Origin of the sequence: Sphingomonas sp. TZW2008 (genome assembly GCF_002117915.1) — a bacterium.
Taxonomy (GTDB): domain Bacteria; phylum Pseudomonadota; class Alphaproteobacteria; order Sphingomonadales; family Sphingomonadaceae; genus Sphingomonas.
This window is the reverse complement of sequence record NZ_BDJB01000004.1, coordinates 204,386-220,049: the sequence shown is the minus strand read 5'-3', so window position 1 is coordinate 220,049 and position 15,664 is coordinate 204,386. Positions and strand designations below refer to the sequence as shown.

Sequence of the window (15,664 nt, the reverse complement as noted above, 5' to 3'; positions counted from 1 at the left end):
CAAGTGCGCAACGCCGTCATCTGGCGATCAGGAAGCCAAATCACCGCACAAATGGTCCAGTGGCGTTGAGCTGTTCCCTGAATCTGCTCCCAACTTCGTTTCGGCGCGACTGGTCAGAGCCGTGGTTCGCGGGATGCCTGGCCGTTTTACCGAGCGGCCTTAGATAGAACGAAGTTAGACCGACGGCTCGCTGGCAATACCAACCCGGTATTGAACGGCAGGTCGCAAACAGCCGACCCGATTTCGATCACCCGTACTCACGAAGCGGCGAAAGAGCCGCCGGATGCCCGGTCGCTCAGCGTCTCCCCCGCCCCGGTGAGAGGCTTCTTCGGATGGGATGATATGCCTTCAATACTTCGTGAGCCGGTACGACGGGCCGGCGACGGGCGCACTTCGAGCGGCTGGAATGCGCCATCAACCGTGCAGTCCCTCGAAAAACGACATCTATATGCGCGCACTATGCGATTAGCTGGAATCGCTCTCGAAATGAAACGCGGCGCGGGCCTAATCGCGCATCCCTGATGGTGGTCGTCATGTGATGATTGCCCAATACGGGATGAAGGAATGAAGTGGTATCAAGCAGCCGTCTCGGTTGCCTTCTTCGCGCTGCCGATCGCGGTCGAGGCGCAATCAACGCCGAATGACAAGGCCGAACCGGCCGCCGAAACGGCACCGCCCCCTGCCCTCACGGTCAGCGGCTCGGCGGCGATCGCGTCCGATTATCGCTTCCGCGGCGTATCGCAGTCCGACAAGGACATGGCGGTGCAGGGCGGCATCACCGTCTCGCACGCGAGCGGACCCTACGCCGGTGCCTGGGCATCGAACCTCGCGGGTTGGGGCACCTTCGGCGGCGCCAACATGGAGCTCGACCTGATCGGCGGCTACAAGGCGCAGCTCGCCGACAATGCCGCGCTCGACGTCGGGCTGACGTGGTACATGTATCCGGGCGGCGCCGATAAGACCGATTTCGCCGAGCCCTACATCAAGCTGACCGGCACCGCCGGCGCGGCGACGCTGACCGCGGGCGCTGCCTATGCGCCCGAGCAGCAGGCGATAGGAAAATGGTACAACACCGGCGCGGACGCGGCGACCGGCGTCTACACCAATCCCGGCGACAAGGACGACAACCTCTACCTGTGGGGCGACGGGGCGCTGGCGCTGGCGGGCATGCCATTCACCGCCAAGGCGCATGTCGGCCACAGCTGGGGACAGAACGGGCTTGGCCCCAATGCGACCGCGGTGTCGCCAACCGGCGAATACTGGGATTGGTCGCTCGGCGTCGATGCCACGTACAAGAACCTGACCTTCAACGTCAGCTACGTCGACACCGACATCTCCACCAAAGAGGCGACCTACCTTCGCCCCAGCTTCAGCACGGGCCAGGACGGCACCGGCAACATCGCCGGCGGCACGCTCGTGGTCTCGCTGACGGCCGCCTTCTAATCACCGGAGGATAGCAATGCAGGACCTGCTGTGGATCGGCATCATCATCGGGCTGTGCGCGCTCACGCTCGCCTACGCCCGCCTGTGCGACAATGCTTGACCATCCGGGCGTGAGGGAAACGCGGCGATGACACTCGACCTCTGGCTCGCGGCGCTGACCGCGATCGGCCTGCTCGTCTACCTGGTGGCGGTGCTGATCCGCCCCGAACGCTTCTGAAGGGAGCGGTGCGATGACACTTCAGGGCTGGTTCCTGATCCTCCTCTTCGTCGGCATCCTGCTGGCGCTGACCAAACCCGTGGGCCTGTGGCTCCACGCGCTGTACGAAGGGCGGCATACGCCGCTGCATGTCGTGCTCGGCCCCGTCGAGCGCGGCTTCTACAAGCTCGCCGGCATCGATCCCGGCCAGGAGCAAGGCTGGCGCCGCTACGCGGTGCACATGCTGCTGTTCAACGTGTCGCTGCTGATCCTGACATATGCGGTACTGCGCCTGCAGGGCGTGTTGCCGGGTAATCCGCAGGGGCTGGCGGGACTGTCGCCGCATCTCGCGTTCAACACCGCGGTCAGCTTCACCACCAACACCAACTGGCAGAGCTACGGCGGCGAGAGCACCATGTCGAACCTCAGCCAGATGCTGGGGCTGACGATCCACAACTTCCTGTCGGCGGCGACGGGCATCGCCCTCGCCTTCGCGCTGTTCCGCGGGTTCGCCAGGCGCGAGGCCAAGGCCATCGGCAACTTTTGGGCGGACGTGACGCGCGTCACGCTCTACCTGCTGCTGCCGATCTGCATCGTCTACACGCTGTTCCTGATCGCTAGCGGGGTACCGCAGACGATGGACGCCACGATCGCGATCCGGACGCTGGAAGGCGCCGCGCAGACGCTGGTGACCGGCCCGGTCGCGAGCCAGGAAGCGATCAAGATGCTGGGCACCAACGGTGGCGGCTTCTTCAACACCAATTCGGCGCACCCGTTCGAGAATCCGACAGCGCTCACCAACCTCGTCCAGATGCTGTCGATCTTCCTCATCGGCTTCGGGCTGACGTGGACGTTCGGCAAGGCGGTGGGCAACACGCGCCAGGGCTGGGCGATCCTGTCGGCGATGGTAATCCTGTTCCTCGCGGGCGTCACCGTCACCTATGCGCAGGAAGCGGCGGGCAATCCCGTGCTCCAGCAGCTCAGCGTCGCCGGCGGCAACATGGAGGGCAAGGAGGTGCGCTTCGGTATCGCCGCGAGCGCGCTTTTCTCGGTCGTCACCACCGCGGCATCATGCGGCGCGGTTAACGGCATGCTCGACAGCTTTACCCCGCTCGGCGGCATGATCCCGCTGTTCAACATGCAATTGGGCGAAGTCGTGATCGGCGGCGTCGGCGCCGGGATCTATGGCTTTCTTCTGTTCGCGATCCTGGCGGTGTTCGTCGCCGGGCTGATGGTGGGGCGCACGCCCGAATATGTCGGCAAGAAGATCGAGAGCCGCGAGGTGAAGCTCGCCGTGCTGGCGATCGCGGTGCTGCCGCTCGTCATCCTCGGCTTCACCGCGCTCTCCAGCGTGCTGCAGCAGGGGCTCGCCGGGCCGCTCAACAAGGGGCCGCATGGCTTCTCGGAGATCCTCTACGCCTTCACCAGCGCGGTGGGGAACAATGGATCGGCCTTCGCCGGGCTCACCGCCAATACGCCCTACTATAACGGCCTCTTGGGCGTCGCGATGTGGTTCGGCCGATTCTTCGTGATCGTGCCGATGCTGGCGATCGCCGGCAGCCTCGCGGCGAAGAAGTACACGCCGGAGAGCGCGGGCTCGTTCCCGACCACCGGTGGCCTGTGGGTGGGCCTGCTCGTGGGAATCATCCTGATCCTTGGCGGTCTCACCTTCCTGCCGAGCCTCGCGCTCGGTCCTATCGCCGATCATCTCGCGATGATCCGCGGCCAGCTGTTCTGACGAGAGGCCACGATGGCAAAGTCCGAAACCAAGAGCCTGTTTACGGCCGACCTCGTCGTGCCGGCGATCAAGGCATCGTTCCTGAAGCTCAATCCGAAGGAGCTCGTCCGCAACCCCGTCATGCTCGTCACCGCTGCGGTGGCGGCGCTGATGACGATCCTGCTCGTCATCGGGCAGGACCAACTCAGCGTCGCCTTCAAGGCGCAGCTTGCCGTGTGGCTGTGGCTCACGGTGCTGTTCGGCACCTTCGCCGAGGCACTGGCGGAAGGGCGCGGCAAGGCGCAGGCGGCGAGCCTGCGCGCCACCAAGGCGGAGCTGAGCGCCAAGCGGCTGAAGGGTGACGGCCGCGCCTTCGACGACGTGCCCGCCAGCCAGCTCAAGGTCGGCGACATCGTGCTGGTCGAGACGAACGACCTGATCCCGTCGGATGGCGAGGTCGTCTCTGGGGTCGCGTCGGTCAACGAAGCGGCGATCACCGGCGAGAGTGCGCCGGTGATCCGCGAGGCGGGCGGTGACCGATCGGCGGTGACGGCGGGCACGCGCGTCATTTCAGACGAGATCCGCGTCAAGGTGACGGTGGAGCCGGGCAAGGGCTTCCTCGACCGTATGATCGCGCTGGTCGAGGGGGCCGAGCGGCAGAAGACGCCTAACGAAGTGGCGCTGACGATCCTGCTGGTGGGGCTCACGATCATCTTCCTGATCGCGGTCGGCACGATCCCGGGCTTCGCGTCCTACGCGGGGGGCAGCATCCCCGTCGCGATTCTAGCGGCACTGCTCATCACGCTGATCCCGACGACGATCGCGGCGCTGCTCTCGGCGATCGGTATCGCGGGGATGGACCGGCTGGTGCGCTTCAACGTGCTCGCCAAATCGGGCCGCGCGGTGGAGGCGGCGGGCGACGTCGACGTGCTGCTGCTCGACAAGACGGGCACGATCACGATCGGCGATCGCCAGGCGAGCGAGTTCCGCGCGGTCGGCGGGACGAGCGATGCCGAGCTCGCAGAGGCGGCGCTGCTCGCCAGCCTCGCCGACGAGACACCCGAGGGGCGCTCGATCGTCCTCCTGGCGCGCGACAGGTTCAACCTCCAGCGGCCGATGCCCGACGGCGCGGAGGTCATCGCCTTCACCGCGCAGACGCGCGTGTCGGGGATCAAGGCAGGTGTCACGCTGATCCAGAAGGGCGCGGTCGATTCAATTCTGCGTGCCAATGCCGGATCGGGCGAGACCGCGGCGGCGACCGAGCTGCGGCGCATCACCGACGAGATCGCGCGCGCCGGCGGCACGCCGCTGGCGGTGGCGAAGGACGGTCGCCTGCTCGGCGCGATCTTCCTCAAGGACGTCGTCAAGGCGGGCATCCGCGAGCGTTTCGGCGAACTGCGCACGATGGGCATCCGCACCGTGATGATCACCGGCGACAATCCGCTGACCGCCGCGGCGATCGCGGCTGAGGCCGGGGTCGACGATTTTCTCGCGCAGGCGACGCCGGAGGACAAGCTGGCGCTGATCCGCAAGGAGCAGACCGGTGGCAAGCTGGTCGCGATGTGCGGCGACGGCACCAACGACGCGCCCGCGCTGGCGCAGGCCGACGTCGGCGTCGCGATGAACACCGGCACGCAGGCCGCGCGCGAGGCGGGCAACATGGTCGATCTCGACAGCGATCCGACCAAGCTGATCGAGGTCGTCGGCCTCGGCAAGCAGCTGCTGATGACGCGTGGCGCGCTGACCACCTTCTCGGTCGCGAACGACGTCGCGAAATATTTCGCGATCATCCCGGCGATGTTCGTCGCGCTCTATCCCGGCCTCGGCGTGCTCAACGTGATGGGGCTGGCGACGCCGGAGAGCGCGATCTTGTCGGCGATCATCTTCAACGCGCTGATCATCCCGCTGCTGGTGCCGCTGGCGTTGAAGGGCGTCGCCTACAAGCCGATGGCGGCAGGGCCGCTGCTCGCGCGCAACCTCGCCGTCTACGGCCTCGGCGGCCTTCTCGCGCCGTTCGTCGGCATCAAGATCATCGACCTCGTGGTCGGCGGCCTCGGCCTCGCGTAAGGGAATAGAACGATGGGTAAGGATTTCTCCTCCGCATTGCGTCCGGCGATCGTAATGACGATCCTGTTCGCCGCGCTTCTCGGGCTCGCCTATCCGTTGGCGATGACTGGCATCGGGCAGGCGATCTTCCCGAACCAGGCCAACGGCAGCCTGGTGCGCGGCGCCGATGGCACGGTGATCGGCTCGTCGGTGGTCGGACAGGCGTTCACCGCCGATCGCTACTTCCAGACGCGGCCGTCCGCGGCGGGGAAGGGCTATGATGGGCTTGCCTCGTCCGGTTCGAACCTCGGGCCGACGGCGCAGGCGCTGGTCGATCGCGTGAAGCCCGACGTCGCCAAGCGACAGGCCGAAGGCGTGACCGGGCCGCTGCCGGCCGATCTGGTCACCGCGAGCGGCTCGGGTCTCGACCCTGACCTGTCGCCCGCCGCCGCGCTGGCACAGGCACCGCGCATCGCGCGCGTTCGCGGAATGCCAGCCGATCGCGTTCGCGCGCTCGTGGCAGAGAAGACTGGAACCTCGCTGCTTGGCGATGCCCACGTCAACGTCCTTGCGCTCAACCGCGCGCTCGACGCCATGACGCCCGCGCGCTGATGCGGGCGGGATCAGGACCGGATGTGGGCCGTCCCGATCCCGACGCCCTCCTGCGCGCCGCCACGCAGGACGGCAGAGGTCGCCTAAAGATCTTCCTGGGTGCAGCGCCCGGCGTGGGCAAAACCTTTGAAATGCTGTCGGAAGGCGCGGCAAAGCAGCGTGACGGCGTCGACGTTGTCATCGGTGTGGTCGAAACCCACGGCCGCGCCGAGACCGAGGCGCTGGTCCGTGGATATGAAATCATCCCTCGCCGCGACATGCCCTACGAAGGCCGCACGCTGCGCGAGATGGATCTGGATGGCATCCTTGCCCGCCGTCCGCGGCTCGCGCTGGTCGACGAGCTCGCGCACACCAATGCGGCCGGCAGCCGCCATCCCAAACGCTTCCAGGATATCGAGGAGCTGTTGGCGGCAGGTATCGACGTCTACTCGACCGTCAACATCCAGCACGTCGAAAGCCTGAACGACGTCGTTGCGAGCTTCACGCGCGTGCGCGTGCGCGAGACGGTGCCCGACAATATCCTCGAGCAGGCGGAGATCGAAGTCGTCGATATTCCCCCCGACGAGCTGATCGAGCGCCTTAAAACAGGAAAAGTCTATCTGCCGGCCGAGGCGACCCGCGCACTCGGCCACTTTTTCTCCAAGTCGAACCTGTCGGCCCTGCGCGAACTTGCGCTGCGCCGCGCCGCGCAAGCGGTTGACGTACGGATGCTCGACGACGTGCGAGCACTCGGCCTCGGCGGTACATGGGCCGGTAGCGACCGCATCGTGGTGGCGATCAGCGAGCTGCCGGGATGCGACGCGCTGGTGCGCGCTGCAAAGCGCGTTGCCGATGGCCTGCGTGGCCCGTGGACGGCAGTGTTCATCGAGACGCCCCGCGCCGCCCATTTCACCGCCGAGCAGCACGCGCGTGTCGCCGCAACGATGAACCTGGCGACCCAATTGGGTGGCGCGGTGGCGACCGTACCCGCCGAAAATGTCGTCAGCGGCATCCAGTCGGTGCTGATCGATCTGCGCGCCACGCAGTTGGTGCTTGGCAAGTCGAACCGTACGCGCTGGTTCGAACTTCTCCACGGGTCGATCGTCGACAAGCTGGTCCGCGATACGCCCGACGTCACGGTCCACGTCCTGCCGATGCCCGCTTCTTCGCCGCCAAGACGAGACGCTCGGCGGCCGTCGGGACGCTGGGGTACCCCGGCAGGCTATGCCGCAACGACGGCGATGGTGGCGGCGGTGACCGCTGTGGCGAGTACCCTGTTCCAGATTTTAAATCTTGGAAACGTGGCGCTACTCTACCTGCTGCCGGTCATGGCGGCGGCGACATTCTTCGGTTTGCGCACCGGGCTCTATGCCGGGCTCGCGTCCAGCCTCGGCTATAATTTCTTTTTCCTGCCCCCAACCGGCACGCTGACGATCAGCGATCCGGAAAATTTAATTTCGGTGATGGTCCTGCTCGGCATTGCGATCGCGACCAGCCAACTGACCGCACGTGTTCGCGCGCAGGCCGATCTCGCCGCGGCAAGCGCGCGCACCAACGCTATCTTGGCCGGGTTCCTGGGTCAGATTGCCGGCGTCAACGATCTCGGCGTCGCGACGCAGATGATATGCGACGACGTGCGTCGCCTGCTCGACGTCCAAGTCGTACTGCTTCGGCGGACGGACGGTGCCGAATTGGAGATACTCGCTGCGAGCGATCCCGCCTATCGGCTGGAGGCCATGGACCATGCCGCCGCCAGCTGGGCATTGGACACCGGCAAGCCTGCGGGAAAGGGGTCCGGCACGCTCGCCGCATCGGAGTGGCTGTTCCAACCCATGACGGCAGGTGATCGGGTACTGGGCGTGCTGGGTGTCGCCAGCGACAAGGCCGGAAGCCCGGTTCGTGCGGATCAATTGCCGCTGCTCGGCAGCCTGATCGATCAAGCGGCACTCGTCCTGGAACGCCTCCGCTTGGAAGCCGAGATGCGCGACGTCGATGCGGTCCGCACGCGCGACCGGCTGAGGGCGGCGCTGCTCTCCTCCGTCAGCCACGATCTGCGCACGCCGTTGACTGCCGTGATCGCCGCTGCGGCACAACTGCACCATGGCGCGACGCCGGAGCTGATCGGCACGATCGAGGGCGAAGCGCAACGGCTGAACCGCTTCGTTGCCAACCTGCTGGACATGGCCCGCGTCGAGGCCGGAGCGCTGAAATTGAACGTTGAGGCGACCGATCTGAGCGACGCGGTGACCAGTGCCGCGCACGATGCGCGACGCGCGTTGGAGGGCCATGCCGTGCGGCTCGATGTTCCGCCCGATCTGCCGTTGGTGCGGGCCGATCCGCAACTGCTGCATCACTGCCTGCTCAACCTATTGGATAACGCCGGCCGCTATGGCGAGCCGGGAACGGATGTCGTGATCGAAGGCCGCAACCATTTCGGCGAACTGCGGCTCGCCGTGCTCGATCACGGCCCCGGTCTTCCGCCCGGTCGTGAGAGCGAGGTGTTCGAGACTTTCAGGCGCCTTGAGGGGTCCGATCGCGCGATCGGCGGCACCGGGCTCGGCCTCGCCATCGTCAAGGCCTTTGCCGAAGCGATGGACATGACCGTCGAGGCCGCCAACCGGCCGGACGGTAGCGGTGCCGCCTTCACGCTGGTTTTCCCACCTGCCTTGATCGTCCGCGACAACATCGCCGAAAGCGCCTTCTGACATGCCGGGCAAAATTCTCGTGGTCGATGACGACGCGGCGATCCGTCGCCTGCTGCGTAACACGCTGATCCGGGCGGACTATACCGTCGTCGAAGCCGATGATGCCAAGGGGGCGCTTCGCCAGGCCGCCGTTGAGCACCCCAGCGCGGTTCTGCTCGACCTCGGTCTCCCGGACCGCGATGGTCTGGCCATCATTCCGCAGCTCCGCGCGCACGACGGCATCGTCATCCTAGTGGTTTCTGCGCGGGACGCAGTCGACGAGAAGGTAACCGCGCTCGATCTTGGCGCCGACGATTTCGTGACCAAGCCGTTCGATACCGAAGAGCTTCTTGCCCGCCTCAGGGTCGCGCTGCGACATCATGGATCGTCGGAGACGACGCAGAAGATCGTGCGCCGAGGCGATCTGAGCATCGACCTCGACCGGCGGATCGTCTGCCGCGATGACGAAGAAGTGCATCTTACGCGCAAGGAGCACGAGGTGCTGGGCGTCTTGGCGCGCCATATCGGGCGCGTGGTGACCCACGAACGCGTGCTCGCGGCATGTTGGGGGGCGGAAGAGGATCCACGCGTCGAATATCTGCGCATCGTCATCCGCAATCTGCGTCAGAAACTTGAAGCGCCTAGGCCGGTGGGAAGCGTCATCGCCAACGAATTGGGCGTTGGATACCGGCTACGACCCGATCCCTAATCTGGACGCCGCTCGCCGGGATCGCGGGATGCCTTGACGCTCTACGCGTAGCTCCGTTTGCACAGATCACCTCGACGGCCCGTCCCCGAACGTCTCTCAGTCCCGCCGTTCGCCGATCGTTTCACGTGAATGTTCGACCGCCTGATCACCTGCTCGCCTCACCTGCAATACACGGGAGCTGATTGAAGCGCGGGCATCGAGGCGGCATTCTCGGCAAACATCGTGCGGTGGCCGCTGGCCATGGTTAGCCAAGCTTGCCTGCAAACCTCGAGCGAGCCAGCGAGCTGATCACCGGCAAACGCGACCACTCAAAGACTCAGTCGAAGCAGCAACAAGGTGGCAAGAAAGCGGTGATAGAGCGCTGTGACGGCTAGTATCGACGCGACCATCAGAGCGGTCGACAGCGCGAAGGTCTGATCTAGCTTCACACGCTAAATGGCGGAGAGGGTGGGATTCGAACCCACGGTGAGCGTAAACCCACAACGGTTTTCGAGACCGTCCCAATCGACCACTCTGGCACCTCTCCGCAGAGGCTCCGGAGCGGCGAGAAAGGCCGGTCCGGGCGATCGAGGGGGCGCCTCTATCGTGGAAGTGGATGGTGCGCAAGCGGCAGCTTGTGCCGCGTCGAAGAGCGCTTAGATTGACGCCTATGTCCGCTGCTACCAGCCCAACGACCGTCGATGATGCACCCGTCGCGCCGCCGATTGCCCACGCCCGATTCACCATCGGCGATGTGGTTCGTCACCGCATGCTCGATTTCCGCGGCGTGATCTTCGATGTCGATCCGGTGTTCGCCAATACCGACGAATGGTATCAGTCGATCCCTGAAGGCATCCGGCCGCGTAAGGACCAGCCCTTCTATCATCTGCTCGCCGAGAACGCCGAATCGACCTACGTCGCCTACGTCAGCCAGCAGAACCTGGTGCACGACGAAAGCGACGAGCCGGTCGATCATCCCGCGATCGCTGGGCTGTTCACCGGACTGGTCGACGGCCGTTACAATCTCCGCCGCGAACATCGCCACTGAGTCTAGCGTTTTTCGGCGCTCCTACCTGCCGAAGCGTTGACAAGCGCAGCCCCCTCCCCTAGCTGCGCCGTTCCTCCTGGTCCGGCTGTCCGGTCCGGGCACAGACATTTGGGTAGAGTGACAGGGCCATGTTCGCAATCGTGCGCACAGGCGGCAAGCAGTATCGCGTTGCCGCCGGAGACAAGATCGTCGTCGAGAAGCTGGAGGGCGATGCCGGCGCATCGGTCACGCTGAGCGACATTCTGCTGGCGGGCGAGGGTTCGGACCTGAAGCCCACGAACGGTCTTACCGTCGCTGCCGAGATCGTCGCGCAGGCGAAGGGCGAGAAGGTCATCGTCTTCAAGAAGCGCCGCCGTCACAACTATCGCCGCCGCAACGGTCACCGCCAGAATCACACGATCCTGAAGATCGTGTCGATCGGCGCGTCGGCCTGATCCGCGAAGCGTAAGGAGCAAGCACAATGGCACATAAGAAAGCAGGCGGCTCGTCGCGTAACGGTCGTGATTCGGCCGGCCGTCGCCTTGGCGTCAAGAAGTTCGGCGGTCAGGAAGCGATCGCGGGCAACATCCTCGTGCGTCAGCGCGGTACCAAGTTCTACCCGGGCCGCAACGTCGGCATCGGCAAGGACCATACCCTTTTTGCGCTCGTCGACGGCCGCGTGGTGTTCCACGACGGCAAGCTTGGCCGTAAATTCTGTTCGGTCGACATTATGGCCGAGGCGGCCGAATAACATCGGGTAACCAACCGGGTTGCCCACTGGGCGATCCGGTGCCTCCACTTGGGAGGCCAGCCAACGACGAGGGAGCCGGGTCCGCCCAGGCTCCCTTTTTTCTTGCTCCCGCAACAGCGCGTCGCCGGGTCGTCATCGACGGCCGCTATGGCGCGCCGGGAGGAGAAGCGACGATGTTCGCGCGGACGAAGAGACTGACGCTGCGGCCCGGCTGGCCCGAGGAAACCAACGCCATCATGGCGGCGATCATGCGCGAGAGCGCCGCGGCGCTGCAGGCGGGCCTCCCCTGCCCGCGCCTGCCCGAACGAGCCGCTGCCTTTCTGGCGGCGCCGCACGGCGCCACCGACGCGCGCTTCCTGATCCTCTCGCACGAGTGCGGCTATCCGACGACAGTCGGCGGGATCGGCCTCATCGCGCGCGCGCGCGATAAAGCCGAGCTCGCCTGCTGGCTGATGCCGGCCGCGCGGGGGCGCGGCATCGCGAGCGAGGCGGCGAACGCGGTGATCGACATGGCGCGCGATGCGCTGCCGCTGCGGCGGCTTGAGGCGAACCCGCACGTCGGCAACGCTGCGGCTTTGCGCGTGCTCGCCAAGCTCGGTTTCCGGGACGAAGGCCGCGGCGCCGCGCTTCCGCACGGCGGCGGATCGGCCAGCGCATCGCTGGTGCTCGATCTTGAGGCGGACAGCGACCCAAATCGAATGCCGATCGCGGCGTAGCGGCGCCTTTGCGAAGGATTGCAAAACGTTGCCGGACCGACGAGAGCCGGTGCGATGTCCGTCACCCCGCTACGCCGCCGCCTGAGCCCCGAAGAATCGCGTGCCGCCGCGCTCGAGGCGGCACGCGAGCTGCTGATTGAGGTCGGCCCGCAGGCGGTGACGCTCAAGGCGGTCGGCGCGCGGATCGGTCGGACGCACGCCAATCTGCTGCATCATTTCGGCTCGGCGGAGGAATTGCAGAAGGCGCTGATCGCGCACCTCGCCGGACGCATCGTCGGCACGATCAAGCAGGCGGTGATTCGCTCGCGCGAGCGTGAGGATCCGGCCGAGGTCGTCGATCTCACCTTCGACGCGTTCGGCCGCAACGGCGCAGGCGCGCTCGCCAGTTGGATGATCCTGAGCGGCAACGAGAATGCGCTCGATCCGATCCTCACCGCGATCCACGACCTTGTCGACGAGCTGGCGCAGGACCAGACGGCGACAGGGATGCCGATCCGCGAGGAGACGCTGCAATTGGTGCTGATGGCGCTCGGCGACGCGCTGCTCGGCGCCCCGATGGCGCGGACGCTGGGCCTCCCGCGTGAGACCGCCCGGCTGCTCGCGCGCCGCATGCTGCTCGCCGATCGCGGCAAATAGGCACGTCCCGCCGCACTGCGCTCCGGCTGACAATATCCGTACCATTCGCCTTGCGCGCGCTTAGGCGCTAAGCGGCGAGCCATGCATTTTCTCGACCAAGCAAAGATCTTCGTCCGCTCGGGCGCGGGCGGCCCCGGCGCCGTCAGCTTCCGCCGTGAGAAGTTCATCGAATATGGCGGCCCGGACGGCGGCAACGGCGGCAAGGGCGGCGACATCATCTTCGAAGCAGTCGCCGGGCTCAATACCCTGATCGACTTCCGCTACACGCAGCATTTCCGCGCCGAACGCGGCCATGGCGGATCGGGATCGAACCGCACCGGCGCGGGTGGCGAGGATCTCGTCATCAAGGTACCCGTCGGTACGCAGATCCTCGCTGACGACGACGAGCGGACGCTGCTGGTCGATCTGACCGAGGTCGGCCAGCGCGAGCTGTTCCTGCGCGGCGGTGACGGCGGGCGCGGCAATGCCAGCTACAAGACATCGACGAATCGTGCGCCGCGCCAGCACGGCACCGGCTGGCCCAATGAGGAGGCCTGGGTCTGGCTGCGGCTGAAGCTGCTCGCCGACGCCGGCCTCGTCGGCCTGCCGAACGCCGGCAAGTCGACTTTCATCAACGCCGTTACCAACGCGCAGGCAAAGGTTGGCGCCTATGCCTTCACCACCACGCGTCCGCAGCTCGGCGTCGTCCGCCATAAGGGCAACGAATTCGTCGTTGCCGACATCCCGGGATTGATCGAAGGCGCGGCCGACGGGGCGGGCATCGGCGACCGGTTCCTCGGTCATATCGAGCGCTGCCGCGTGTTGCTTCATCTCGTTGACGCGAACGATCCCGATGTCGCGGAGAGTTACCGCATCGTGCGCGACGAGCTCGCCGCGTACGGCGGCGGGCTCGAGGACAAGCCGGTCGTCGTCGCGCTCAACAAGATCGATACGCTCGACGACGAACTCGTCGCCGCGCTGTCGGCTGAGCTCGAGGAAGCGAGCGGTGCCGCGGTGATCCCGGTATCGGGCGCGAGTGGCGTCGGCGTCGACTGGGTGCTCGACCGGCTACTTGAGGCGATTGGCCCCGATCACGCCCAGGTTGCCGCCGACGACGAGGGTGCGGAACCGGTGGAATGGTCGCCGGTCTGACCGGCGCTGCGGCGGCGCGGGTCGCCAGCGCCGCGGCACTGGCAGCGCTCGCTATCGTTGCACCGCGGCTGGCGCTGCTGGTCGCGATTCTGGCGTCGATCTACTGGGTCGGTCGACGCGACGATGACGTTGGCACCTGGGGTGTGCTGTACGTCGTGTTGCTACTGATCCTCGGTGTCCTCACGCTCCTGATCGCCGGGCTGGCGTTGATCCACCGCTTGGTCGGCGGCTGAGCCGCTTGGCAAGCACGCGCGGTGCCCCTACCCGGCCGCGATGGCCGTCCGATCGCTCTTTCCGACCCTGTTCTACGAGGACACGATCGCCGACGGCGCGCTCGTCGAAGAACTCGAAGCGTCGGTACGCGCGCTGGCGCAGGATGATATTGCAGGCAAACGCTGGTCGAAGGCGCACGGCTATCGCGGCTACACCTCCTATGCGTCGCTGAACGATCTGCCGCTGCGTGATCCGGCCTTCGCCGATCTTAAGCGCCATTTGGACCGCCACGTCGCGCGTTATGCCGAAGCGTGCGGCTTCGCGCTCGGCGGCCGCAAGCTGAAGCTCGACAGCCTGTGGGTGAATTTGCTCAAACCCGGCGGCGCGCATTCGGGGCATATTCATCCGCACAGCGTGGTATCGGGCACGATGTACGTCGCCGTGCCGCCGGGGTCGGGCGCGCTGCGGCTCGAGGATCCGCGGCTCGGGCTGATGATGGCCGCGCCGCCGCGCGAGGGCAGCTTCTTCCACGCCGAGCCGGCCGCCGGCACGATCTTCCTGTGGGAGAGCTGGCTGCGGCACGAGGTGATGCCCAACACCGCCAAGGCGGACCGGATCACCGTCAGCTTTAACTATCGCTGGTGATCGCGCGGCACAAAGGGTGGCGCCCCCCGCGCCCGCGCATTAAGGCCGCCGCCACATCTAGTCTCAAGGATCGATCATGGGTTTCCGCTGCGGCATCGTGGGCCTGCCGAACGTCGGCAAGTCCACCCTCTTCAACGCGCTGACCGAGACGGCGGCGGCGCAGGCGGCGAACTATCCGTTCTGCACGATCGAGCCCAACGTCGGGAACGTCGGCGTGCCCGATCCGCGGCTGCAGAAGCTGGCGGAGATCGCCAAGTCGGCCAAGATCATCGAGACGCAACTGGCGTTCGTCGACATCGCGGGGCTCGTGCGCGGCGCATCCAAGGGTGAAGGGCTCGGCAACCAGTTCCTCGGCAACATCCGGGAGGTGGACGCAATCGTCCACGTGCTGCGTTGCTTCGAGAACGGCGATGTCACACACGTCGAGGGCAAGGTCGATCCGATCGCCGACGCGGAGACGGTGGAAACGGAGCTGATGCTGTCCGACCTCGAGAGCCTCGAGAAGCGCGTGCCCAACCTCGTCAAGAAGGGGCAGCAGGGCGACAAGGAGGCCAAGATCGGCGCCAGCGTGCTCGGCCAGGCGCTCGAGCTGCTGCGCGAGGGCAAGCCCGCGCGGCTGACGGTGCCCAGGGACGCCGAGGAAGCGCGCGTCTTCGCGCAGGCGCAGCTCATCACCGCAAAACCGGTGCTCTACGTGTGCAACGTCGACGAGGGCGACGCGGCGAACGGCAATGCGCTGTCGGCGCGCGTGCATGAGAAGGCGAAGGCAGAGGGCGCCGAAGCGGTGGTCGTCTCGGCCGCGATCGAGGCCGAGATCGCGACCATGCCGCCAGAGGACCGTGGCGAGTTCCTCGCCGAGCTTGGCCTTGAGGAAACCGGCCTCGCGCGGGTAATTCGCGCCGGTTACAAGCTGCTCGATCTGCTTACCTTCTTCACCGTCGGGCCGAAGGAAGCGCGCGCGTGGACCGTCGCCGCGGGATCGAAGGCGCCGCAGGCGGCGGGCGAGATTCACACCGACTTCGAACGCGGCTTCATTCGCGCCGAGACGATCGCCTATGACGACTACGTCGCGTGCGGCGGCGAAGCTGGCGCGCGCGAGACCGGCAAGCTGCGCCAGGAAGGCAAGGAATATGTCGTCCACGATGGCGACGTGATGCTGTTCCGCTTTAACGTCTGAGCC

16 protein-coding genes and 1 tRNA gene are annotated in these 15,664 nt (G+C 66.3%); 16 read left to right on the top strand and 1 reads right to left on the bottom strand.

Annotated elements, in window-relative coordinates; all coding sequences use genetic code 11:
* The first annotated feature begins 564 nt into the window (after positions 1-564).
* The 7 genes from B7L05_RS05835 to B7L05_RS05805 all read left to right on the top strand — a co-directional run bounded on the left by B7L05_RS05835 (position 565) and on the right by B7L05_RS05805 (position 9,386).
* Positions 565-1,443 (top strand): TorF family putative porin, encoded by an 879-nt coding sequence (locus B7L05_RS05835; RefSeq protein WP_085809340.1) that lies wholly within the window; start codon positions 565-567, stop codon positions 1,441-1,443.
* 127 nt (positions 1,444-1,570) lie between these two features.
* Positions 1,571-1,660 (top strand): K(+)-transporting ATPase subunit F, encoded by a 90-nt coding sequence (gene kdpF, locus B7L05_RS05830; RefSeq protein ID WP_019517694.1) that lies wholly within the window; start codon positions 1,571-1,573, stop codon positions 1,658-1,660.
* Between the two features lie 13 nt (positions 1,661-1,673).
* The gene (gene kdpA, locus B7L05_RS05825) at positions 1,674-3,377 is read left to right on the top strand and encodes a potassium-transporting ATPase subunit KdpA (protein WP_085809338.1); all 1,704 of its coding nucleotides are present in this window, start codon (positions 1,674-1,676) and stop codon (positions 3,375-3,377) included.
* Between the two features lie 12 nt (positions 3,378-3,389).
* Positions 3,390-5,423, top strand: a complete 2,034-nt coding sequence (kdpB, locus tag B7L05_RS05820) for a potassium-transporting ATPase subunit KdpB (RefSeq protein WP_085809337.1) — start codon at positions 3,390-3,392, stop codon at positions 5,421-5,423.
* 12 nt (positions 5,424-5,435) lie between these two features.
* A complete protein-coding gene (gene kdpC, locus B7L05_RS05815) occupies positions 5,436-6,014 on the top strand; it encodes a potassium-transporting ATPase subunit KdpC (RefSeq protein ID WP_085809335.1) in 579 nt (192 codons plus the stop codon).
* Positions 6,014-8,698 carry a sensor histidine kinase KdpD gene (locus B7L05_RS05810; protein ID WP_085809334.1) on the top strand — a complete coding sequence of 895 codons (2,685 nt, stop codon included), beginning with the start codon at positions 6,014-6,016 and terminating at the stop codon, positions 8,696-8,698. Before kdpC ends, B7L05_RS05810 begins: the two co-directional genes overlap by 1 nt.
* A gap of 1 nt (position 8,699) precedes the next feature.
* Positions 8,700-9,386 carry a response regulator transcription factor gene (locus tag B7L05_RS05805; protein ID WP_085809332.1) on the top strand — a complete coding sequence of 229 codons (687 nt, stop codon included), beginning with the start codon at positions 8,700-8,702 and terminating at the stop codon, positions 9,384-9,386.
* Positions 9,387-9,822: 436 nt separating this feature from the next.
* Here the strand turns inward: B7L05_RS05805 and B7L05_RS05800 are convergent.
* Positions 9,823-9,912: transfer RNA gene (locus tag B7L05_RS05800), tRNA-Ser, on the bottom strand.
* Between the two features lie 123 nt (positions 9,913-10,035).
* On the opposite strand from B7L05_RS05800, the gene hspQ reads away from it, so the two are divergent.
* The 9 genes from hspQ (at position 10,036) to ychF (ending at position 15,661) form a co-directional block, all read left to right on the top strand.
* Positions 10,036-10,413: a heat shock protein HspQ gene (gene hspQ / locus B7L05_RS05795; protein ID WP_085809330.1), complete on the top strand. Its 378-nt coding sequence runs from the start codon at positions 10,036-10,038 to the stop codon at positions 10,411-10,413.
* Between the two features lie 128 nt (positions 10,414-10,541).
* Entirely contained in the window at positions 10,542-10,847 is a 306-nt protein-coding gene (rplU, locus tag B7L05_RS05790; RefSeq protein ID WP_085809328.1) for a 50S ribosomal protein L21, read from the top strand.
* A gap of 26 nt (positions 10,848-10,873) precedes the next feature.
* A complete protein-coding gene (gene rpmA, locus B7L05_RS05785; protein ID WP_085809326.1) occupies positions 10,874-11,143 on the top strand; it encodes a 50S ribosomal protein L27 in 270 nt (89 codons plus the stop codon).
* 173 nt (positions 11,144-11,316) lie between these two features.
* The gene (locus B7L05_RS05780; protein WP_085809324.1) at positions 11,317-11,859 is read left to right on the top strand and encodes a GNAT family N-acetyltransferase; all 543 of its coding nucleotides are present in this window, start codon (positions 11,317-11,319) and stop codon (positions 11,857-11,859) included.
* A gap of 54 nt (positions 11,860-11,913) precedes the next feature.
* A complete protein-coding gene (locus B7L05_RS05775; RefSeq protein WP_085809322.1) occupies positions 11,914-12,495 on the top strand; it encodes a TetR/AcrR family transcriptional regulator in 582 nt (193 codons plus the stop codon).
* Between the two features lie 81 nt (positions 12,496-12,576).
* A complete protein-coding gene (gene obgE, locus B7L05_RS05770) occupies positions 12,577-13,626 on the top strand; it encodes a GTPase ObgE (RefSeq protein ID WP_085809320.1) in 1,050 nt (349 codons plus the stop codon).
* Positions 13,611-13,859, top strand: coding sequence for a hypothetical protein (locus tag B7L05_RS05765; RefSeq protein ID WP_085809318.1), 249 nt, complete (start codon positions 13,611-13,613; stop codon positions 13,857-13,859). The genes obgE and B7L05_RS05765 overlap by 16 nt, the downstream gene beginning before the upstream one ends.
* 40 nt (positions 13,860-13,899) lie before the next feature.
* Positions 13,900-14,484, top strand: coding sequence for a TIGR02466 family protein (locus B7L05_RS05760; RefSeq protein ID WP_085809317.1), 585 nt, complete (start codon positions 13,900-13,902; stop codon positions 14,482-14,484).
* A 76-nt stretch (positions 14,485-14,560) separates the two neighbouring features.
* Positions 14,561-15,661 (top strand): redox-regulated ATPase YchF, encoded by a 1,101-nt coding sequence (gene ychF, locus B7L05_RS05755; protein ID WP_085809316.1) that lies wholly within the window; start codon positions 14,561-14,563, stop codon positions 15,659-15,661.
* Positions 15,662-15,664: the final 3 nt, after the last annotated feature.